Origin of the sequence: Luteibacter anthropi (assembly GCF_023699965.1) — a bacterium.
GTDB classification, from domain to species: Bacteria; Pseudomonadota; Gammaproteobacteria; order Xanthomonadales; family Rhodanobacteraceae; genus Luteibacter; species Luteibacter anthropi.
In genome coordinates this window covers 2,816,006-2,837,486 of sequence record NZ_CP077072.1, presented here as the reverse complement: position 1 = coordinate 2,837,486, position 21,481 = coordinate 2,816,006, and the positions used below count along the sequence as shown (strand labels likewise).

General features: G+C 64.3%; 16 protein-coding genes. 7 read left to right on the top strand and 9 right to left on the bottom strand.

Annotated features, from left to right (window positions below):
• The first annotated feature begins 210 nt into the window (after nt 1–210).
• A complete protein-coding gene (gene parC, locus KR767_RS12435; RefSeq protein ID WP_250876531.1) occupies nt 211–2,451 on the top strand; it encodes a DNA topoisomerase IV subunit A in 2,241 nt (746 codons plus the stop codon).
• 87 nt (nt 2,452–2,538) lie between these two features.
• On the opposite strand, the gene KR767_RS12430 is transcribed toward parC, so the two are convergent.
• Complete coding sequence (locus KR767_RS12430; RefSeq protein ID WP_166947876.1) at nt 2,539–3,027, bottom strand: NUDIX hydrolase; 489 nt, start codon at nt 3,025–3,027, stop codon at nt 2,539–2,541.
• Between the two features lie 128 nt (nt 3,028–3,155).
• Between KR767_RS12430 and KR767_RS12425 the strand changes: the two genes are divergently transcribed.
• Together KR767_RS12425 and KR767_RS12420 are read left to right on the top strand one after the other, a co-directional pair.
• Nucleotides 3,156–3,941 carry a phosphodiester glycosidase family protein gene (locus KR767_RS12425; RefSeq protein WP_250876530.1) on the top strand — a complete coding sequence of 262 codons (786 nt, stop codon included), beginning with the start codon at nt 3,156–3,158 and terminating at the stop codon, nt 3,939–3,941.
• Nucleotides 3,938–6,295, top strand: coding sequence for a penicillin acylase family protein (locus KR767_RS12420; protein ID WP_250876529.1), 2,358 nt, complete (start codon nt 3,938–3,940; stop codon nt 6,293–6,295). Before KR767_RS12425 ends, KR767_RS12420 begins: the two co-directional genes overlap by 4 nt.
• A 66-nt stretch (nt 6,296–6,361) precedes the next feature.
• Here the strand turns inward: KR767_RS12420 and KR767_RS12415 are convergent, their stop codons facing one another.
• The 8 genes from KR767_RS12415 to map form a co-directional block, all read right to left on the bottom strand.
• A complete protein-coding gene (locus KR767_RS12415) occupies nt 6,362–7,798 on the bottom strand; it encodes a hypothetical protein (protein WP_250876528.1) in 1,437 nt (478 codons plus the stop codon).
• Between the two features lie 104 nt (nt 7,799–7,902).
• Nucleotides 7,903–9,405: a hypothetical protein gene (locus tag KR767_RS12410; protein WP_250876527.1), complete on the bottom strand. Its 1,503-nt coding sequence runs from the start codon at nt 9,403–9,405 to the stop codon at nt 7,903–7,905.
• A gap of 48 nt (nt 9,406–9,453) precedes the next feature.
• Entirely contained in the window at nt 9,454–10,932 is a 1,479-nt protein-coding gene (locus KR767_RS12405) for a hypothetical protein (protein WP_250876526.1), read from the bottom strand.
• Between the two features lie 125 nt (nt 10,933–11,057).
• The gene (gene dapE / locus KR767_RS12400; RefSeq protein WP_250876525.1) at nt 11,058–12,188 is read right to left on the bottom strand and encodes a succinyl-diaminopimelate desuccinylase; all 1,131 of its coding nucleotides are present in this window, start codon (nt 12,186–12,188) and stop codon (nt 11,058–11,060) included.
• Nucleotides 12,189–12,363: 175 nt separating this feature from the next.
• The gene (locus tag KR767_RS12395) at nt 12,364–12,714 is read right to left on the bottom strand and encodes a Spx/MgsR family RNA polymerase-binding regulatory protein (RefSeq protein ID WP_250876524.1); all 351 of its coding nucleotides are present in this window, start codon (nt 12,712–12,714) and stop codon (nt 12,364–12,366) included.
• 4 nt (nt 12,715–12,718) lie between these two features.
• A complete protein-coding gene (dapD, locus tag KR767_RS12390) occupies nt 12,719–13,546 on the bottom strand; it encodes a 2,3,4,5-tetrahydropyridine-2,6-dicarboxylate N-succinyltransferase (RefSeq protein ID WP_166947988.1) in 828 nt (275 codons plus the stop codon).
• The gene (gene glnD / locus KR767_RS12385) at nt 13,533–16,190 is read right to left on the bottom strand and encodes a [protein-PII] uridylyltransferase (protein ID WP_250876523.1); all 2,658 of its coding nucleotides are present in this window, start codon (nt 16,188–16,190) and stop codon (nt 13,533–13,535) included. Before glnD ends, dapD begins: the two co-directional genes overlap by 14 nt.
• A gap of 66 nt (nt 16,191–16,256) precedes the next feature.
• Complete coding sequence (map, locus tag KR767_RS12380) at nt 16,257–17,024, bottom strand: type I methionyl aminopeptidase (protein WP_166947860.1); 768 nt, start codon at nt 17,022–17,024, stop codon at nt 16,257–16,259.
• Nucleotides 17,025–17,407: 383 nt separating this feature from the next.
• Here map and rpsB point away from each other — a divergent pair, with 383 nt between their 5' ends.
• From rpsB to KR767_RS12360, 4 genes are all read left to right on the top strand, one after another.
• The gene (gene rpsB, locus KR767_RS12375; protein ID WP_166947858.1) at nt 17,408–18,268 is read left to right on the top strand and encodes a 30S ribosomal protein S2; all 861 of its coding nucleotides are present in this window, start codon (nt 17,408–17,410) and stop codon (nt 18,266–18,268) included.
• Between the two features lie 87 nt (nt 18,269–18,355).
• Entirely contained in the window at nt 18,356–19,234 is an 879-nt protein-coding gene (tsf, locus tag KR767_RS12370; RefSeq protein ID WP_250876522.1) for a translation elongation factor Ts, read from the top strand.
• A gap of 306 nt (nt 19,235–19,540) precedes the next feature.
• Nucleotides 19,541–20,335 (top strand): chitosanase, encoded by a 795-nt coding sequence (locus KR767_RS12365; protein ID WP_250876521.1) that lies wholly within the window; start codon nt 19,541–19,543, stop codon nt 20,333–20,335.
• Between the two features lie 186 nt (nt 20,336–20,521).
• Nucleotides 20,522–21,307, top strand: a complete 786-nt coding sequence (locus tag KR767_RS12360; RefSeq protein ID WP_250876520.1) for a chitosanase — start codon at nt 20,522–20,524, stop codon at nt 21,305–21,307.
• Nucleotides 21,308–21,481 lie beyond the last annotated feature (174 nt).

Below are 21,481 nucleotides of genomic sequence, written 5' to 3'. Positions count from 1 at the left end.
TACCTCGTTCCTAAGGATGTCCGTCCATCATGGGGTGCCCGGCACGGTGCCGCATGGCCCGGTCGTCATCCGGACGAATGGGCTATACGGGTACCGGGGCACCGGAAATATGCAAAATCCCCCACCCCGGTCTACACCCCTGAGACACCTTTCTGGCACCATCCTCCGGCTAAGGACGCGCCCAGGCGCGCCAGAAGGACAGCTAACCCGATGAATCTGCAAGCCAATTACGAACAGATCCCGCTCAAGGACTACGCCGAGCGGGCCTATCTCGACTACTCCATGTACGTGGTGCTCGACCGCGCCCTGCCCTTCGTGGGCGACGGCCTGAAGCCGGTCCAGCGCCGCATCGTGTACGCCATGAGCGAGCTGAGCCTCGCCGCCACCGCCAAGCCGAAGAAATCCGCCCGTACCATCGGCGACGTCATCGGCAAGTTCCACCCCCATGGCGACTCGGCCTGCTACGAGGCCATGGTGCTCATGGCGCAGCCGTTCTCCTACCGCTACCCGCTGGTGGACGGTCACGGCAACTTCGGCTCGCCGGACGACCCGAAGAGCTTCGCGGCCATGCGCTACACCGAGTCGCGCCTGACCCCCATCGCCGAGCTCCTGCTCTCCGAGCTGGGCCACGGCACCACCGACTGGGTTCCGAACTTCGACGGCACCATGGAAGAACCTTCCTGGCTGCCGGCCCGCGTGCCCCATGTGCTGCTGAACGGCTCCATGGGCATCGCCGTGGGCATGGCCACCGACATCCCGCCGCACAACCTGCGCGAAGTCGCCAGCGCCTGCATCCGCCTGCTCGACGATCCGGACGCCACCATCGCCGACCTGTGCGAGCACGTGCAGGGCCCGGATTACCCGACCAAGGCCGAGATCATCACGCCCCGCCGCGAGCTGGCCGCGATGTACCAGAACGGCACCGGCTCGGTGCGCGCACGCGCCATCTACGAGCGCGACGACGGCAACATCGTGATCACCGCGCTGCCGCACCAGGTATCGCCCTCGAAGATCCTCGAGCAGATCGCCGCGCAGATGCGCGCGAAGAAACTGCCGATGATCGAAGACCTGCGCGACGAATCCGACCACGAGAACCCCATCCGCCTCGTGCTGGTGCCGCGCTCCAACCGCGTGGACGTCGAGGAAATGATGCAGCACCTCTTCGCCACGACGGACCTGGAGAAGAGCTTCCGCGTCAACCTCAACATGATCGGCCTGGATGGCCGTCCGCAGGTCAAGGACCTCCGCACCATCCTCACCGAGTGGCTGCGTTTCCGCACCGATACCGTCACCCGCCGCCTCAATCATCGCCTGGGTCGTGTCGAGCGCCGCCTGCACCTGCTCGAAGCGTTGCGCATCGCCTACCTCAACCTCGACGAGGTGATCCGCATCGTCCGCACCGAGGACGAACCGAAGCCCGTGCTGATCGCGCGCTTCCGTCTCGACGAGGAACAGGCCGACTACATCCTCGAGACCAAGCTGCGCCAGCTGGCGCGCCTTGAGGAAATGAAGATCACCGAAGAGCGCGACAAGCTCGAGGAAGAGCGCGCGCGCATCAACGTGCTGCTGAAGTCGCCGGCCAAGCTGAAGGGCCTCATCAAGGAAGAACTGCGCGCCGACGCCGAGAAGTTCGGCGACGAGCGTCGCTCGCCCCTGATCGAGCGCAGTGCTGCGCAGGCGCTGGACGAGAGCGCGCTGGTCGCTTCCGAACCGGTCACCGTGGTGCTGTCACAGAAGGGCTGGGTGCGCGCAGGCAAGGGCCACGAGATCGACGGCGAAGCCCTGTCCTACCGCGACGGCGACAGCATGCTGGCGATCGCCCGCGCCCGTACGACGCAACAGGTGGCCTTCATCGACTCCACTGGCCGCGCCTATGCCACGGCGGCGCATACGCTGCCGTCGGCACGCGGCAACGGTGAACCACTCACGGGCCGCTTCAGCCCGCCGGCCGGTGCGCGCTTCGATGCCGTGGTGGCCGCCGAGAACGACACCCGCATCGTGCTCGCCACCGACTTCGGCTACGGCTTCGTCACCCGCTTCGAGGCGCTTACCGGCCGCCAGAAGGCCGGCAAGCAGATCATCTCGCTCAGCGACGGTGCCCGCGTGCTCGCGCCGGCCGTCACGGCCGATCCGTCGCGTGACCGCATCGTCGTGGTCACGGGTGAAGGTCACCTGCTGATGTTCTCGGTGGCCGAGCTGCCCGAGCTCGACAAGGGCAAGGGCAACAAGCTCATCGAGATCCCCAAGGCCAAGCTGGCCTCGGGCGAGGAGCGCGTGGTCGGTATCGCCGTGGTTGCCGAGGGCAAGGGCGAAGTCACGCTCTACGCCGGCCAGCGCAAGCTCACCCTGAAGTGGGCCGACCTGGTGGAATACGGCGGCAGCCGCGCCACCCGTGGCAACGTGCTCCCCCGCGGCCTGCGCCGCGTGGAGCGCATCGAAACCACAGGCTAAGCGATTTTTTGTAGGAGCGCGCCTTGCGCGCGACCGGATATGTCGCACAGTCCGGTCGCGCGCAAGGCGCGCTCCTACAATGGCGGCTCAGAGGCGGGTATAGCTCCACGACACCATGCGGCCGTCCTTGTACGGCATCACACCATGGAACGGCCGTGGGTCGTCGTCGAACACCAGCGGCAGGAAGTTCCGGTCGCCCTCCCACATCGGCAACGCATCCAGCCCATTCACGGGCACCCATTCCAGGTTGCCCTCGGCATTCGATGCCGGTGGCTCGCCCTCGAAGCGGGTGATGGCGAAGATGAAGCCCAGCCAGTCTTCTCCGTTCTTTCCGAACCCCGGCCAGTTCAGCGTGCCGCGCAGGCGCATCTCCACGCACTCGATACCGGCCTCTTCCCGGATCTCGCGCCGCATGCAGGCGGCGATGTCCTCGCCCGGCTCCATCTTGCCGCCCAGGCCGTTGTACTTGCCCAGGTGCTGGTCGTCCTTGCGGGCGTTACGGTGGACCATGAGGACGCGCTGGCCGTCCGGCGACAGCACGTAGCCGAGGGTGGCGACGATGGGCGTATAGGGCATGGCGATGGCAGGGCTGGGGAAAAACCCCGGAGTTTACGCCGTTCAGGCGATCGGCAGCCCCCAGGGCCTTGCACCTGCGGGGTGGCCCGGCGAACATCCGGGGGATGCACCGCCGGTACTCCCTTCGCATGACCCGTTTTCTCGCACGACTTTCCATGGTCACCGCCCTCGCGGGCCTGGCCACCGCCTGCTCCGGCCCGGCCGATGCCGTGGAAGGCCGCGATGTCGTGTTCGACAGCCAGTCGTATTTCACCGTCACCGTGGATACCCGCCGCGAAGACATCGAACTGCACTGGCGCAACCCTGACACTGACCAGCCTTTCGGCGGCATCGAAGCGCTGAAGGCCTGGACCGAAGGCAAGGGCCGTCCCCTCACCTTCGCCACCAATGCCGGCATCTACGACCGCGACTTCCGTCCGCTAGGGCTGTACGTGGAGGACGGCAAGACCCTCGTTCCGCTCAACCTGGCGCACGGCAATCCACGCTCGGGCAATTTCTCCCTGCTGCCCAACGGCGTCTTCGCCGTGTACGACGACGGCAGTGCGGAAGTGCGCACCAGCGAGGCCTTCCGCGCGGCGGCACGCAAGCCGCGCTGGGCGACGCAGTCCGGACCCATGCTGGTCGTGGATGGTGAAATCAACACCCAGTTCGACGACGGTTCCGACAGCATGAAATGGCGCAGCGGCGTCTGCGCACGCACATCGCACGAAGTCGTCTTCGCGGTCAGTCGCGCCCCGGTGAACTTCCACTCCTTTGCCCGGCTGTTCCGCGACCAGATCGGCTGTCGCGACGCGCTGTTCCTCGATGGCACGATTTCCCAAGCCTATACGCCAGCCGCCGGCTACGCTGGAGCCCCTGCCTTCATGACCAAGCCCTACGCGGGCATCATCGCCGTCTTCCCCAGGAAACCATGAAAACTCGCCGCGTCCTCTCCCGCCTGCTGATCGCCCTCCTCGTGTTGATCGGCCTGGCAGGAGGGGCCGGCTGGTACCTGCTTTCGGGAAGCCTTGCCCGCCTGGACGGCAAGATCATCGTCACGGGCCCATCCGCCCCCGTAACGCTCGATCGCGACGAACTCGGCACCTTGACCGTAGAGGGTCACAACCGCCGTGACGTAGCCTGGGCACTCGGCTACGCGCACGCGCAGGATCGTTTCTTCCAGATGGACCTCATGCGCCGCGTCGCGGCCGGCGAGTTGTCGGCCCTGGTAGGCAAGGCCGCGCTTGAAGTCGACACGGGCCATCGCGTGCACCGCATGCGTGCGGTCGCGGAACGTGCCTATGCCATGCTTCCGGCCGATCAGCGCGAGCTGGCGGACGCCTATCGTGATGGCGTCAACACAGGACTCGGTGCGCTGCGTGTCCGGCCCTGGGAGTACCTGCTGCTGCGCCAGGCACCTCGCCCGTGGAAGGGGGAAGACACCCTGCTGGTGCTGGGTGCCATGTACCTCGACCTCAACGAAGACGGTACGAACCAGCGCGAACGCGAGATCCGCCGGCTCCGGGCAGCCCTGCCCCCTGCGCTCGCCGATGCCCTGCTCGCCCCGGACCCGCAGTGGGAAGCGCCGCTCGATGCAAGCCTATCGCCTGATGTAACGCTACCTGACGCCACGAGCTTCGATCTGCGCAGCAAGGCCACCGTTGCCGCCATCGCCCCCGCGCCGCTGCCCGAATTCCCAGGCAGCAACAGCTTTGCGGTAGGTGGGGCACTCACCACCGATGGGCACGCGCTGGTCGCCAACGATATGCACCTGGGCCTTCGCGTGCCGGATATCTGGTATCGCGCACGCCTGCGCTACCCCGATCCCGGCGCACCGGGCGGCGTCCGGGACCTGAATGGCGTGACGCTGCCGGGCACGCCTGCGCTGGTAGCCGGTTCGAACGGACAGGTGGCCTGGGCATTCACCAACAGCTATGGCCGCTGGATGGATTTCGTGCGTGTCGAACGCGACCCGACCGATCCGGCGCGTTATCGCACGTCCGACGGGACACTGCCCTTCGAAGTGCACGACGAAACGATCGAGGTCGCGGGTGGCGCGCCGGTGCAGCTGAAAGTGGAAGACACCTGCTGGGGGCCTCTGGTGGCACCGGATACCGACGGCACACCGCTGGCACTCGCGTGGATCGCGCATGAGCCCCGCGCATTCAATCTCGGCATCATGGGGCTGGAACACGCTGCCAACCTGAAGGAAGCGCTGGATGTCGCGCCTTCAGCAGGCATGCCTCCGCAAAACCTCGTCGCTGGCGACAGCGATGGCCACATCGGCTGGACCATCATCGGCAACACGATTCCGTTGCGCGGTGCCCCCGACGGTACATGGCAGGGCATCGCCACTGCTGATCGCTACCCACGCCTTGTCGATCCGGACGATCACCGCCTCTGGACGGCCAACAACCGCACCGTCGGCGGCGATGCACTTGCCCTGCTCGGCAATGGCGGCCACGACCTCGGCGCACGCGCCCGGCAGATCCGCGACGATCTGCGTGCGAAGGATCGGTTCGCACCCGCGGACATGCTTGCTATCCAGACGGATGATCGCGCCGTGTTCCTCACCCGTTGGCAGGCGCTGTTGCAGGATGTGCTGGCGAAGGATGATTCGGACGAGTTCGCTTCGCTGAAGCAGCTTACCGCCATGTGGGGCGGCCGTGCCGACATCGACAGCATCGATTACCGTCTCGTGCGCACCTTCCGCCAGAACGTGCGCGAAGCCGTGCTTGCGCCGTTCATCGCGAAAACCAGAGCCCGCTTCCCTGATTTCAGCTGGCCGCGTGCCGTCGTGGCGGAAGCCGCCATATGGGAGATGCTTCAGAAGAAGCCGATGAACCTTCTCGATCCACGCTGGAAAGACTGGAACGACCTGCTGCTCAACGCTGCACGCAAGACGGCCGACGACCTGGGCAAGCAAACCGGGGGCCTCGCAGCACGACGCTGGGGCGAGACGAACACGGCGCATATCGCGCATCCGCTTTCCGCCGCGCTGCCTCACTGGCTTGCCCGTTTCCTCGACATGCCGTCCGAACCGCTGCCGGGTGACACCGATATGCCGCGCGTACAGGCACCGGCGTTCGGTGCTTCGGAGCGGTTCGGGATTTCACCAGGGCATGAGGACCGCAGCTACCTGGAAATGCCTGGTGGACAAAGCGGACATCCCTTGTCGCCATTTCATGGCTCTGGGCACGAAGACTGGGTACGCGGGCGGGCGACGCCGTTGTTGCCTGGGCAGCGTGAGCATCAGCTTGTGCTGGAGCCTTTGGGTGAACGCAGTTGACCTTTCCGCGATCGTGAAAGGTATCCGTCATTCCTGGGGCGCGAACGATGCCTTCGCCTGCGGAAATCACCTGGCGGGGAGGTTGACGACGATGCCGTCGGACCAGCCTACCCTGGCCTTGGCAGGCAACGACGAATGGGCCGGCTTGCGATAGTCCGTGCACCATGTGCCATGGACGCACGTGTTCCAGCCGGCTTCGTAGACGACATGATAGGGCAGGCGGCGCCCTCCATTTTCGGTCAACAACAGCTCCCAGAGGATTTCGTGTCGCGGGTTCAGCGTTCCCGCGAGGGGTGTCGCCTTGGCCAGGCTACCCGAATGCCCCCTCGTTACGATCCATCGCTGGATGGCACCGATATCGGGCAGCCACCAGATACTGCGGTAGTAACGGACATCCCCGTTGCCGCGCGTCTGCGTCAAGGCCATCTCCAGTTGCCTACCCGAAGATTCAGATCTCATCATGTTGAGGCCGAAGGTCATGGAAAGGGCGGCCTTGCCTTCTGTATCCATCGAGCGGGAGACCTTCGCATCACCACCTACGTTGATGCTTTCGCCGGCAGATACGGTGACGGCGCCATCGAATGAATCGTCGGGATAGAGCTTCCTCAGCAGTGGCATGAAGGGACAATCCGCTGGCCGGAAAGCCTCCGGGGAATCACAACGAAACACATGGACATTGCCGGACTGTGGAAAAGAGGAATTCAATGGCCATGCAGTGACGACGTCCCTGTCTTCGATCGGCCCCCAACCGGAATGGATGGCTGCATCCATCAGGCTGTGCACCGCACCCGATGCAGGGTCGTACCATGCATCCTCGCCATGGCGACGCGTGAACCCCGTTCCAGCACCCTCACCTATGGTTTTCGTCCAGAACAAGTAACTGTTTTTTGCCTCATCGGCCCGATCTTCGGAGCGGATAAGTGCCCACTCCGCGACGAGATTGAGACGAAGCTCGTTCGAACCGCGAAACGGCTCGATGGTGAAGGCCGGTGGCTCAGCCGCGTGAATGGAGAGATTGCCGTACTGGCACCATCGCCTGACTTCCCTGCGAAACGCTCTTTGCTGAAGTCTGGAAGGCGTCACATCACCAAATAGAGAGTCGGCCATCCGCCGGCTGAACTGGCGGCAGACCTGTGATGGAGTCGATGCGACCAGACTGAACTCCACATGACGCTGTCCGGGAAGGATGTGCAATTCGCGCCTTGGGCGCACCGGGCCCACAGGAAAGACATCCTCGCCCCAGGGCCACTGGCGCAATGTCCTCCTGCGCTCTTCATCGTCGCCTGCGTTGAAACCAAATATACCCAGCGTCGCCCCCGGATCCAGGACGATGGTGTTGGTAGCCGGCCATGCGTGTACGCCGTCAGGCTTCATCTGCGCGAGCACCTCGGGCGGGCCGGCCAGGACTGCTTTCCGACCCTCATCGATCAGCAGCCTGAGCTGGTTCCTCACGTCCACCGGAGAATCGCCGTCGACGACTGATACCAGGGCAATGGCCGGCATGGTCAGTTCATCGACGGACCAGGCCGAAGCATTACCCATGGGCAACGCGCACAGTACTGCCCATGAAGCAAGCCCGCGTAGCGAGCGGAATCCATGGCATACGTCTAGTGCCATGGGAATCGCAACATGACGGCATCAAACCAGGCCACTCTGGCCTTGGAAGGCAACAGGCCGTCGCGCGAACGCTGCCAGCCTGCGCATTTACCTTCACCATTGCAGGTATTCCAGCCTGCCTCGTAGATCGTGTAGTAGGGAATCACCCGTCCTTCGTTGCCTTGCAACGGTATTTCCCAGAGGATCTCGTATTCGGGGTTGAGCGTGGAAGCCAGCGGTGTGGCCCAGGCGAGGCCGCCGAAGCTATACGAGGCATGCCAGCGCCTGATCGCTTCCAGGTCAGGTATCCAGCGGGTGCTTCGGTGAAACACCGTGTCTGCGTTGGTATGTATACGCGCCATCGACATACTCACCTGCGACGTATGGGTGGCTCCGTACATCACATCGATGCCGAAGGTCACCTTGGGCGAAGCGGACTTCTCCCCAACCGACATGCGCGCGTTGCCTACCACCTCGAACTTGGTGCTCTTGGAGGCAAGGATGGCCCCGTCATGGGTATCCTGCGGATACAGTTTCCGCACTCGTGGCTGCGCGGGGCAATCGTAACGCAGGTGTGAATCCAGGCCATCGCATTCGTACACAAAGGTGTTGGCCATGCCTGGAAAGGTCGAGTTCAGCGGCCAGGCCGTTATCGTCCGTCGATCCGCCAGGCCACCCCAACCCGAATGAATGGCAACGTCGAAAAGATTATGGACATATCCACGATCGTCGATGTATCCATCTTTGCCCGCACGATGGGTAAACCCGAAGCCGGCTCCCTCCCCGACGGTCTTGGTCCACATGAGATACGACACTCGCGACGGATTGGCATGGTCTTCGCTTCGAATGAAAGCCCATTCGGTGCTGAGCGTAAGGAGTGCATCCCTCGTGTCCTGGAATGGCTCGATCACGAATGCGCGAGTCGTTCCGGCGTAATAGGAGAGGTCGCCATACTGACACCAGCGACGCACCTCCGAGTTGAAGGCCCTGCGCTCGATGGTATCCGGCAAGGAGTTGCCGAACAGTGCATCGTACATCTGCCTGCTGAACGAACGGCAGACCGTGCCTGGCGTCCCGGCGGAAAACTCCAGCGCCACGTTTCGCTTGCCAGGAAAGTGAAACCGGGCGCGCTCCGAACGTACAGTCGGGTCCGCATCACCGCCCTTCGTTCGCATCCACGCGGCAAATGCGTCGAAACGCGCCTGCTCGTCCTCCGCCTGGATAGCATGCACGCCAAGCCCTTCACGCGGATCAATCACCCACGCGCCCGTCGACGGCCACGCGTGCATTTCCTCCTTCATCGCCTCGCCGATGATCTGGCTATCGCCCACCAGTGCAAAAGGCGTGCTCGCATCGATCAAGCGGTTCACCGCACGTTGTATGGCTGCGCTATCGTCTCCATCGACGACCCTGAGTATCGGCAGTCCGGGAACGCTATCGTTGTCCCGGCTCACGGCGCCCGCTGCCGAACATCCCATCAAACCGGCCATCGCCAGCCACAGCTTCGTTTTCATCGGTCAATCCTCCATGAATGGTAAGGGTGCAAGGCCGGATCACAGGCTTCATTGCACAGGAATGTGCAGTACGAGGTGGTCCGACCACCCCATTCGCGTTTTCGCCTGGCGCCGGATCTGGCCATTACCTTCCCTTTCAAGACATGCGGAGCGATTCGCGCATGCATTCCAGCCGAGCTCATAGACCAGATGGAAGGGAAGGTCGCGGGCTGCATTGCCCTCCAAGGGCAATTCCCAGATGGCCTCGTATCGCGGATTGAGTGTCGATGCCAGCGGCGTGACCGATGCAAGGCTTCCAGCGTAGCTTCCGGTCGTGGCCCAGCGATAAAGCGCGGGATAGTCCGGTGTCCAGCGCGTAGTGCGAAAGAACTGCGTGTCCGCATTGCTCAAGGTACGAACGAAAGGCATGCTCACCGTCTGGGTGCGAAGTCCATGGCGAATCATGGCCATCCCCAGGGAGAGCGTGTCATCTCTCCCGACGGCTTTCTCTAGCAGGGCCTCGCCCGCGATGTCCATGCTTTCGCCCGGCGACACAGGGATAGAACCATCTGAAGAATCTTCGGGATAAAGCTTGCGCAGGATGGGCATGATGGGACAACCCGCAGGCCTGGCTGCTTCGGGAGCTTCGCAGCGGAATACCTTTACGTTCCCTGCATACGGAAATGCCGATTCGAGCGGCCAGGCACGGGCGACGCCGCGCGGATGCAACGGCCCCCAGCCGGCGTGGACGGCTGCATCCACCATGTCGTGCAATCGATCATCTGCACCGATGCCCCCGTCCCTGCCGGCTTCACGGGAAAACCCGATGGCGTCGCCTTCCCCGACGGTTTTTACCCAGAACAGGTAGCGCGTCCTGGACGAATGCGCAGCATCTTCGTTGCGGATCAGGACCCACTCCGACACCAGCGAAAGTACCCCATAGTTACGGTTCCAGGCCGATGCGATGGTGAACTGCGGTGGCTCGGCGACATGCGTCGGCAACGTGCCGTACTGGCACCAGCGCCGGGCCTCCCTGCGCAGCGCGCGTTGCTCGCCGTCTGACGGCAACCATTCGCTGAACAAGGCGGTGCCGAGCTGGTGAACGATGTGCCTGCATGTAATCGCCGGCGAGGCAGCCGCAATGCTGAAGCTGAAGTGTCGCGCGTGCCCGCGAGAAGGGGTATCGCGGCGCTGGCGTGTCTCCGCTGATACGAAAGCGTCATCGCTCCACCGCCATGCTGAAGCGATCGAGTGCGCGGCTTGCATGTCCTGTGTATCGACGCCATGGATACCCAGCCCTGCGGCGGGATCCAGGAGGATCGTATTGGTCGCTGGCCATGCGCCGACAAAGTCTGGGCGCATGCGCGCAACAACCGCCCGATCGCCACGAATGACGGTGCGGCGTCCTTGATCAAGCAGATCGCGCAGCCGCTGTTGTACCGCGGCGACGTCATCAGTCTCATCGACATTCACGATGGTCACGGCAGCCGTGCTGGTAGCGTCGACGGAAAACGCCGCGGCGGATGCGACGGGCAGCGCGAAAAGCACGGCCAGGGAGAACAGGTTCCTTTTCATGACGCTCCTGACGAAATCCGGGCCGCACAGGCTCGCAATTTCGTCAGGGCGTCACCATGCCTGGCGGACTCGCCCTCGTGTCGGGCAGTGCGGAGCCGTCAGGCCAGCATCCGCTCGCAGATGGCCTCGTAGAGATCGGGGAGCTTTTCCAGGTCCGCGATGCTGACGCACTCGTCCACCTTGTGGATGGTGGCATTCACGGGGCCCAGCTCGATCACCTCGGCCCCCATGGGCGCGATGAAACGACCATCGCTCGTGCCGCCGCCCGTGCTCTGCTCCGGATCGATGCCGCACAGCTCGCGGCACACGCCGACCACGACCTCACGCAGACGTCCTCCGGGCGTGGCCAGGAACGGGTGTCCGGATAGATGCCAGTCGATGCCGAAATCCACGCCATGCGCCGCCAGGATGGCTTCGGTGCGTTCGCGCAGGCCATCGGCCGTGCTGGCTGTGGAGAACCGGAAATTGATCAGCGCGACGAGTTCGCCCGGAATGACGTTGTTCGCGCCGGTGCCTGCGTTGAGGTTGGAGACCTGGAACGACGTGGGTGGAAAATCCGCATTGCCTTCATCCCAGCGCTCCGCCGCCAGTTCGGCAAGTGCCGGTGCAAAGGTGTGGATAGGATTCTTCGCTTTCTCCGGATAGGCCACATGCCCCTGCACACCCCGCACCGTGAGCGTACCGGAGAGCGAACCGCGCCGGCCGACACGAATCAGGTCGCCAAGCTTCGCTTTGGCGGATGGCTCGCCGACCACGCAGGCATCGATACGCTGGCCCACTTTTTCGAAGTGCTCCACGACTTCACGCACGCCGTGCAATGCCACGCCTTCTTCGTCGCTGGTGAGCAGCAGGCCGACCGTGCCCGGATGAGCTGGACGAGCCGCGACGAAGCGCTCCAGCGCCACGACCATGGCGGCGACGGAACCCTTCATGTCGGCCGTGCCACGGCCATAGAGCATGCCGTCGCGCTCGGTCGGTTCGAACGGAGGCGAAGCCCAATGATCTTCAGGACCCGTAGGTACCACATCGGTATGACCGAGGAAGGCCAGGACCGGGCCGCCCGTACCATGCGTGGCCCACAGGTTGTCGACGTCACCGAATCGAAGATGCTCGATCCGGAAACCGAGCTTCGCCAGGCGACCGGCGATGAGGGGCAGGCAGCCCGCATCCTCAGGCGTGACGGAACGGCGGGCGATGAGGTCGCGGGTAAGATCGAGAACGGCGGACATGGCGGTGGTCATGGAGTGGCGGACAGAAAGCATACCCCTCCGCCACCCCATACGGCACCAATACCCCTGTAGGAGCGCGCCTTGCGCGCGACCGGATACCGACGGCACGCATCAGCAAAACGCCGCCTCGCAACCCGGCGAAATGGCACCCACGGGTCGCGCGCGAGGCGCGCTCCTACATGAAGCGTTTCTTGAAGGCGTTGTCGGAAAAACCTACTGAAACGTCATCGCCCGCGACGACCACCGGGCGCTTGATAAGCGCCGGATATTCCTTGAGCAACAGGGTCCACTCGGGGTCGGTGCGCGGATCCTTGCGCTGGGGCAGCAGCGTGCGCCACGTGGTGGACGCCTTGTTGATCAGCTTCTCCCAGCCACCCAGTGTCTCCGCCCACGCCTTGAGCGTGGCCGGAGGGACTGGGTTGGCGCGGTAATCGACGAACTCATGGGCCACCTCGAAGCGGGTGAGCCAGTTGCGCGCCTTCTTGCAGGTATCGCAGGTGGGCAGGCCGTAGAGGGTGACGGTCATGGGATCACTCGCCGCTGCGCAGCAGTTCGTTGATGCCGGTCTTGGAGCGGGTCTTTTCGTCCACCTGCTTCACGATGATCGCGGCGTACAGGCTGTGGCTGCCATCCTTCGCAGGCAGGTTGCCCGCAACGACCACGCTGCCAGCCGGCACGCGACCATAGCTGACCTCACCCGTGGCTCGGTTGTAGATGCGGGTGGACTGGCCCAGGAACACGCCCATGCCGATCACCGAACCCTTCTCCACCACCACGCCTTCCACCACTTCGGAGCGCGCGCCGATGAAGCAGTTGTCTTCAATGATGGTGGGATTGGCCTGCAGCGGCTCCAGCACGCCGCCGATGCCCACGCCGCCCGACAGGTGCACGTTGGCACCGATCTGCGCGCAGGAGCCCACGGTGGCCCAGGTATCGACCATGGTGCCGGCGCCGACGTAGGCACCGATGTTGGTGTAGCTCGGCATCAGCACGGCATCCTTCGCGATGTGTGCACCACGGCGCACGAGCGCGCCAGGCACCACGCGGGCACCGAGGTTGGCGTATTCGCTGGTGTCGCCATCGGTAAAGCGCAGCGGCACCTTGTCGAAGGCGCTCGACGGACCGCCATCCATCACGCGATTGCCATTCATGCGGAAGTACAGCAGCACGGCTTTCTTCAGCCAGGCATTGACGGTCCAGCCGCCCTTGCCGTCTGGCTCGGCTACGCGGCGCTCGCCGGATTCGAGAAGGTTGAGCACCTGGTCGACGGCCTCGCGCAGACCACCCTCGATTTCGTTCTGGGTGAGGTCGGCGCGGCGATCGAAGGCGGCTTCGATGACGGATTCAAGCGTTTGCATCTGCATGTACGGCATTCCTGGGGAGGTCGGAACCGATGTGGCGGAGCAGGCATGCCCGCAGGATCTCCCGGTGCTCGGAAGACAGCGGCGCATTGCTGCGATCGGTCAGTTGGAAAAAGTCTTCGACGCGTTCACCGAACGTGGCGATACGCGCATCATGCACGCGCACCTCCGCTTCGGCCAGCGCCTGCGCCACGGCGGCGAGCAGGCCGGGCCGGTCGGTGCACACGAGCGCCAGCTGCGTGCGCTCGCCGGTGTCTACGAATTCGATGCGGGGTGCCATCTGGAAATGGCGAAGATGGCGCGACAGGCTGCGCTTCGGCGGTGGCTGCCCTGCAGGCTGGTCCAGTGCGCGCAGCATGCGGGTCCGCAGTTCGTCGGCGCGCTGGAGCGAGGCCGGCGCCTGCGAATCGGATTCCAGCAGCAGAAACGTATCCAGCGCCATGCCGGAGGTCGATACCAGCACGCGAGCCTCGACCACGGAAAAACGCAGCCGGTCGAGCATGGCCGTGACCGTGGCGAACAGGCCGTCGCGGTCGGAGGTATAGATGAAAAGCTCGGTGCTTCCACGCACCGAGAAGGGATGCACTTCGACCAGCGGCGTCACGCCACGGGAGCGCAGGATGGCGGAGGTCTGCCAGGCGATCTGTTCCGGACGATGGCGCAGGAAGCTCGAATCGGGAAACTCGGCCCAGATCCGCGCGATATCGTCGGCCTGAACCTTGTCGGTGGCCAGCATCGCCAGCGCACGCTCCCGGCATTCGCGCACACGCGTTCCCGCATGCACGGGCAGCGCGGCGTCACTGCGCAAGGCAAAGCGGGTGGACGTATAGAGGTCTGCCAGCAGGCGGTCCTTCCACGCGTTCCACAGCTTCGGACTGGTGCCGATGATGTCGGCAATGGTCAACAGGTAGAGATGATCCAGGTGTTCCCAGTCACCCACCGTGCCGGCAAAGCGATGCACCACTTCGGGGTCGGTGATGTCCTGGCGTTGGGCGGTGGTGCTCATCAGCAGGTGCTGCCGAACCAGCCACGCGACCAGATCGACGTCTTCTTCAGGCAGGCCCACCTTGGTACAGAACGCTCGGGCGTCTTCCTCGCCAAGCACGGAGTGGTCGCCACCGCGCCCCTTGGCGATGTCATGGAACAGCGCGGCCAGCAGCATGCGTTCGGGCCGTTCGATATGGGGCCAGATTTCGCACCCCACGGGAAACTCACGCCGTGCGGCCGGATCGGCAAAGCGGGCCACGTTGCGCAGTACGCGCAGCGTGTGCTCGTCGACCGTGTACACATGGAACAGGTCGTACTGCATCCGCCCCACGACCTTGCCGAAGGCGGGCAGGATGGCAGCCAGCAAGCCGTGGCGGTTCATCCGCCACAGGGCATCCACGGCCGGCGCACCACGACGCAGCAGGCTCAGGAAGGCGGCCAGCACCTGCGGATCGTCCGCCAGCGCCTCGCCGTGCAGCGATACCGCATGCTGGATGCGCCGCATCGTCTCGGCCGTGAAACCCGTGATGCCCGGCTCGTCGAGGCGTGCGATGAAGATTTCCACCAGGGCTGCGGGGCGACGGGCGAACAGCTTCGGATTGCGCGGGGCGATGCGCGAGCCATGCCTCACGTAATCGACGCCGACCGGCTGTGGCTCGGTATCGGGGTCGAGCATTTCCTCGAAACGTTCGACCAGTTGCGTCCCCGAACGCTCGATCTGGGTCGCCGCCCGGTAATAGCCCTGCATGAACTGCTCTACGCCGAGGTTCTTGGCGTGCTCGTCCTCGAAGCCCAGGTTCGCCGCCAGGGCGCGCTGGTAGTCGAACAACAGGCGCTCTTCGGCCCGCCCGGCTTCCAGATGCAGCGCATAGCGGTAGCGACGCAGGGTTTCCTCGGCGCGTTCAAGTCGAGCGGCTTCAACGGGTTCAAGCAGCCCTTCGGCCACCATCTCGTCGAAATCCGGCGCATTCGCAAGCCGCCGGCCCAGCCAGCGCAGGGAGTCGAGAGTGCGCAGGCCACCGGGACCGTCCTTGAGGTTGGGCTCCAGGTTCTGCGCCGTATCGTCGTAGCGTGCGTGACGCGCATCGCGCTCGGCAAGCCGCGCAGCCAGGTACTGGCGGGGCGGCCAGAGCGCCGGGTCTTCGAGGATGCCACGCAGTTCGTCGGAGAGGATGGGCCAGCCGGCCAGCCGGCGCGCATCGAGCAGGCTGGTGAAGACGCTGGTATCCCTCGCCGCGAGGTCCCTGCACTGCTCCACCGTGCGCACGGCGTGACCCGGCTTCAGGCCGATGTCCCACAGACAGGCGAAGAAGTGTTCAAGCGCGCGATAAAGCGGCGGCGAGCTTTCGCCGACCATCGCCAGCAGGTCGACGTCGGAATACGGAAAAAGCATGCCGCGGCCGAAGCCGCCCACGGCAAACAAGGTGGCGGCGGCCATGTCGCCCAGACAGGCGCCCCAGGTGTGGACCACCACCCGGCCGACAATCTCCGCCCGGCGCCGCGCGAGCTCCGAGGCATCCTCGCCGTCGCGGAAGGCAACGGCGAGCGCACGATCGGCGTCGTCCAGCAGCTGGCGGAGCGAACGCCGCGCTTCGGGCGACACGCCCGAGCGGGGAACCACGGCGGGCAGGCGCGGAAGCGGTGGAAGCGTCACGACAGGACCCCTCGGTGGCTGGATCGGTGGAACGGGCGAAGACCCGGAAGCCTTCGCCGGGAATCGTCAGGCGGCGTCCGGCCAGGGCGTGAGAATCTCGAAGCCGTCGTCGGTAACCGCGATGGTGTGCTCCCACTGGGCAGACAGCGAGTGGTCCTTCGTGACCACCGTCCAGCCGTCGGGCAGCGACTTGGTCTGCGGCTTGCCGGCGTTGATCATCGGCTCCACGGTGAAGGTCATGCCCGGCTTCAGCTCCAGGCCCGTGCCCTGGCGGCCGTAGTGCAGCACCTGGGGCTCGTCGTGGTAGACCTTGCCGATGCCATGGCCGCAATATTCGCGGACCACCGAGAAACCCGCTGCCTCGGCGTGCTTCTGGATGGCGGCGCCCACGTCGCCCAGGGTAGCCCCCGGCTTCACGGCCTCGATGCCCTTCATCATGGCTTCGTAGGTGGTTTCCACCAGGCGCTTGGCCAGCACGCTCGGCGTGCCCACGAAGTACATGCGGCTGGTGTCGCCGTGCCAGCCGTCCTTGATGACGGTGACGTCGATATTGATGATGTCGCCGTCCTTCAGCACCTTGGAAGGGCTGGGGATGCCGTGGCAGATCACATGGTTGACCGAGGTACAGACCGTCTTGGGGAAGCCCCGGTAGCCCACGTTGGCCGGAATCGCCTTCTGCACGTCCACGATGTGATCGTGCGCCAGCTTGTCGAGCTCTTCGGTGGTGACGCCCGGCTTCACGTGCGGGACCAGCATGGCGAGCACTTCGGCGGCCAGGCGGCCGGCCTCGCGCATGGACTGGATCTCTTCGGGGGTCTTCGGTACGACTGCCATGGTGGTTTCTCTCTTTTCCTTTTGCCCTCAGGGAATTGGGCCCAGCCTGAAAGGTGGCGGCACCCGGTCCGGAAATCCACCCCGGCTTGCGGGCGACCGGCCGTGAAGGCTACAATTAGCGAGTTTTGCTGTCCGGCGAAGCCACTTTCATGTGGCCACGGCGGCAAATCGAAGCGCGATTGTAACCGCACGAGGCCATCCTTGGCCCGGGCGCAAGGCATTCGCTTTTAACGCCACACACGCATCGGCACCGCCTTCGGGGTGCCCTGCCAGACCGTCGCCGAGCGAAAGGCTCCGCGGTCAGGCCGGGTCGAAGCCGGGGATGCGTGGAGGTCCCAACCCCCATAGAACCGCCTCGAAGCGGTTCGCCCAGGAGTAATTCCATGGCACAAGTCACCATGCGCGAGATGCTGGAAGCCGGCGTCCATTTCGGCCACCAGACCCGTTACTGGAACCCCAAGATGGCTCCGTACATCTTCGGCGCCCGCGGCAAGATCCACATCATCAACCTCGAGAAGACCCTCCCGCTCTTCAACGACGCGATGAACTTCCTCTCGGGCCTGGCCCAGAAGGGCGGCACCATCCTGTTCGTCGGCACCAAGCGTTCGGCCCGCGAAGCCCTGGCTGAAGAAGCCGGCCGCGCCAACCAGCCGTTCGTCACCGCCCGCTGGCTCGGCGGCATGCTGACCAACTTCCGCACCGTGAAGCAGTCGGTTGCCCGCCTGAAGGAACTCGAAGCCGCCGAAACCGACGGTTCGTTCGATCGCCTGGTCAAGCACGAAGTGCTGGCCCGTCGCCGCGAGCGCGACAAGCTGCAGAACTCGCTGGGCGGCATCAAGGACATGAACCGCCTGCCGGACGCCCTGTTCATCGTGGACATCGGCCACGAAGACATCGCCGTTCAGGAAGCCCGCAAGCTCGGCATCCCGGTCGTCGCCGTCGTCGATACCAACTACGACCCGGCCCTCGTCGACTACGCCATCCCGGGTAACGACGACGCCATCCGCGCCATCCAGCTCTACGCCCGCGCCGCCGCCGACTCCATCCTGGAAGGCAAGGCCGCCGCTCCGCAGCACGCCGCCCGCGGCGATGCCAACGAGTTCGTCGAGCTCGACGAAGCCGGCAACCCGGTCGCCAAGGACGAAGCCCCGCGCGGCGAGCGTCGCAACGACCGCGGCGCCCCGGCCAAGAAGGGTGCACCGCGTCGCGAAGGCGGCCGTGACGGTGGTCGTGGCCGCGCGTAAGCGCCCCACCCCGTAAACCGCTCTTCCGTTTCATCCGGCGCCGCGGCAACACCGCCGCGGCGCCCATCAAACCTTTGAGGATTTACCATGGCTGAGATCACCGCGGGCCTCGTCAAGGAACTGCGTGAGCGTTCCGGCGTTGGCATGATGGAGTGCAAGAAGGCACTCGTCGAAAACAACGGCGACATCGAAGCGGCAATGGAATGGCTGCGCAAGAACGGCCTCGCCAAGGCTGATAAGAAGGCTGACCGCGTCGCTGCCGAAGGCCTCATCGCCGTTGCCAGCAAGCCGGGCCACGCCTTCCTTGTCGAAGTCAACAGCGAAACCGACTTCTCGTCGCGCAACGAAGGCTTTATCCAGTTCACCAAGGACGTCGCCAACGTCGGCCTCGAATCCGGCGCCGCCGATATCGACGCCCTGAAGGCCACGAAGCTCGGCGACACCACGGTCGAGGAAGGCGCCAAGGCCCTCACCCTCACCATCGGCGAGAAGTTCGACGTGCGCCGCATGGCCCGCGTGGCCAACGATGGCCCGATCGGCGCCTACTCGCACGGCGGCCGCATCGGCGTGCTGGTGGCCCTCAAGGGCGGCTCGGAAGAACTGGCCAAGGGCATTGCCATGCACGTCGCCGCGATGAACCCCAAGTTCATCAAGGTCGAAGACGTCCCGGCCGACTTCCTCGAGAAGGAAAAGGAAATCGAGCTGTCGAAGATGTCCGACAAGGAAAAGGCCAAGCCGGCCGACATCCTGGACAAGATCGTCTCGGGCAAGGTCAACAAGATCCTCGCCGAAGCCACCCTCGTTGGTCAGCAGTACGTTCTCGACCAGGACGTCACCGTTGCCGAAGCCCTCAAGAAGGGCGGTGCCGAGATCGTCGCCGTGCAGCGTCTCGCTGTCGGCGAAGGCATCGAAAAGGTGGTGGACGACTTCGCCGCCGAAGTGATGAAGCAGGCAGGCCTGGCGTAAGCCACCCTCCCCCGCTGAAAGAAAAAGGCCGCGAGCAATCGCGGCCTTTTTTTTATGCCCCATCTGTAGGAGCGTGCTTGCGCGCGACCGGCGATCGCGAGCATCTACATCGTTTCGAATCATCCGGTCGCGCGCAGGCGCGCTCCTACAATTCATGGCGACTTTGCACCCAAATCGCAAAACACGCCGAAACACCGATCTTCGAACCGAAAGAAATTTCCTGCGAAATCCATCGCGCCACCCCCTGCCTGCAATCACAAGAATTTGCGGGCGCCCAACCCGGGCGCCAACGACAGGGAGAACCACATGCATTTACGCAGCACCTCGCTCCTGAAGACCTCGCTTCTCGCCCTCGGTCTGTTCGGGGCCTTCGCCGCCCACGCCGATGACCTGAACACTCCAGCCAAGCGCGAAATCGCGATGGAACTCGTCTCCAGCGCGGAAAACACCACCCTCAACTGGCGTGCCGAATACGGCTACATCCAGAATCTCGAGGACGGTCGTGGCTATACCGCCGGCCTGGTCGGTTTCACCTCGGCCGAAGACGACATGCTCGCGCTCGTCCAGCTGTACGACAGCCTGGAACCCGGCAATGTCCTCTCCAAATACCTGCCGACACTGGCCGACCTGTCGAAGCGACACTCGTCATCGGTGAAAAACCTTGGCAACCCCTTCAAGCAGGACTGGCGCACGGCGGCCGCCGACCCGGTATTCCAGGGCGCGCAGGATCAGGCACTCAACGACATCTACTTCAATCCGGCACTGAACCAGGCAAAGGCCGACGGCCTCGGCATCCTCGGCCAGTTCATCTACTACGACGCGTACGTCATGCACGGCGAAGGCGACGATGCCCACAGCTTCGGCGGCATCCGCAAGGCAGCGCTCACCAACGCGCTGCCGCCGGCGCAAGGTGGCGATGAAACCGCCTACCTCACCGCATTCCTCAATGCGCGCGAAGCCATCATGCTGAAAGAACCGGATCACAAGGGCAACGTCGATCGCATCGATACGGAGCAGCGTTTGTTCCTGAACGCTGGAAACCTCAACCTCGACACGCCGCTCGACTGGACGGTCAACAAGGGGCACTTCCACATCCCCTGATCCCACGGATCAAATCCGAAGGCCGCACTCATCGCGGCCTTCGTTACAGGTGAAAAGCGAAAAACGGCACGAAGCGCGATACTTCGAACCGCAACCAATTTCCTGTGAGCGCCGTCGCGTCCGCAAGGCCACGCAAGCGCAATAACTTGCGAGCCGATTCCCGGCGCAAATCACAAGGAAGCCACCATGCACGTTCGCCGTACACGACGTCTTTTCGCCGCACTCCTGGCCACGCTCGTCGCCGCCCCCGTCTTCGCCGCCGACCTCGATACGCCCGCGAAGAAAGAGATCGCGATGCAACTGGTCTCCAGTGCCGAAAACTCCAGCCTCGACTGGCGTGCGCAGTACTCGTACATCGAAGACATCCAGGACGGCCGCGGCTACACCGCCGGCATCATCGGTTTCTGTTCCGGCACCGGCGACATGCTGGATCTGGTGAAGGATTACCAGGCCGTGTCGCCGGGCAATCGCCTCGCCAAATACATTCCCGCCCTGCAAAAGCTCGCAAACCAGAACTCCGCCTCGCACGCAGGCCTTGATCCCGGCTTCCCGGGCGACTGGCGTGCCGCCGCAAAGGATGTCGCATTCCAGGTGGCGCAGGACAACGTCCGCGACGAGCAGTATTTCACTCCGGCCGTAAATCAGGCCAAGGCCGATGGCCTGCGCACGCTTGGCCAGTTCATCTACTACGACGCCATCGTGATGCACGGCCCCGGCACGTCATCCGACAGCTTCGGCGGCATCCGCAAGGCAGCAATGAAAGTTGCAAAAACGCCCGCGCAAGGCGGCAATGAAACCACCTATCTCAATGCATTTCTCGATGCACGCGTAAAAGTGATGAAGCAGGAAGAAGCCCACGCCGACACGTCGCGCGTGGAAACGGCACAGCGCGTATTCCTGAAAGCAGGCAACTTCGGGCTCGATACACCACTGCGCTGGAAGGTCTATGGGGATTCGTACAGCATCCCCTGATGCGATAAGCACCGGAGGGCCGCGAGAGATCGCGCCCTCCGAATACCCGCCCCCCCCCGTGTAGGAGCGTGCTTGCGCGCGACCGGTGGAACGGGAACGATGATGGGTTGCGCCGTGAACGGTCGCGCGCAGGCGCGCTTCTACAACGTATTTCACCACGCCCCCGCATCACTG

Bases quoted from the DNA above. Each gene is read 5' to 3' on its own strand.
- KR767_RS12420 (WP_250876529.1), top strand. From the start codon at position 3,938: ATGAAAACTCGCCGCGTCCTCTCCCGCCTGCTGATCGCCCTCCTCGTG.
- KR767_RS12415 (WP_250876528.1), bottom strand. From the start codon at position 7,798: ATGCCGGCCATTGCCCTGGTATCAGTCGTCGACGGCGATTCTCCGGTG.
- KR767_RS12365 (WP_250876521.1), top strand. From the start codon at position 19,541: ATGCATTTACGCAGCACCTCGCTCCTGAAGACCTCGCTTCTCGCCCTC.
- parC (WP_250876531.1), top strand. From the start codon at position 211: ATGAATCTGCAAGCCAATTACGAACAGATCCCGCTCAAGGACTACGCC.
- KR767_RS12425 (WP_250876530.1), top strand. From the start codon at position 3,156: ATGACCCGTTTTCTCGCACGACTTTCCATGGTCACCGCCCTCGCGGGC.
- KR767_RS12395 (WP_250876524.1), bottom strand. From the start codon at position 12,714: ATGACCGTCACCCTCTACGGCCTGCCCACCTGCGATACCTGCAAGAAG.
- map (WP_166947860.1), bottom strand. From the start codon at position 17,024: ATGGCAGTCGTACCGAAGACCCCCGAAGAGATCCAGTCCATGCGCGAG.
- dapE (WP_250876525.1), bottom strand. From the start codon at position 12,188: ATGTCCGCCGTTCTCGATCTTACCCGCGACCTCATCGCCCGCCGTTCC.
- KR767_RS12360 (WP_250876520.1), top strand. From the start codon at position 20,522: ATGCACGTTCGCCGTACACGACGTCTTTTCGCCGCACTCCTGGCCACG.
- KR767_RS12430 (WP_166947876.1), bottom strand. From the start codon at position 3,027: ATGCCCTATACGCCCATCGTCGCCACCCTCGGCTACGTGCTGTCGCCG.
- rpsB (WP_166947858.1), top strand. From the start codon at position 17,408: ATGGCACAAGTCACCATGCGCGAGATGCTGGAAGCCGGCGTCCATTTC.
- dapD (WP_166947988.1), bottom strand. From the start codon at position 13,546: ATGCAAACGCTTGAATCCGTCATCGAAGCCGCCTTCGATCGCCGCGCC.
- tsf (WP_250876522.1), top strand. From the start codon at position 18,356: ATGGCTGAGATCACCGCGGGCCTCGTCAAGGAACTGCGTGAGCGTTCC.
- KR767_RS12410 (WP_250876527.1), bottom strand. From the start codon at position 9,405: ATGAAAACGAAGCTGTGGCTGGCGATGGCCGGTTTGATGGGATGTTCG.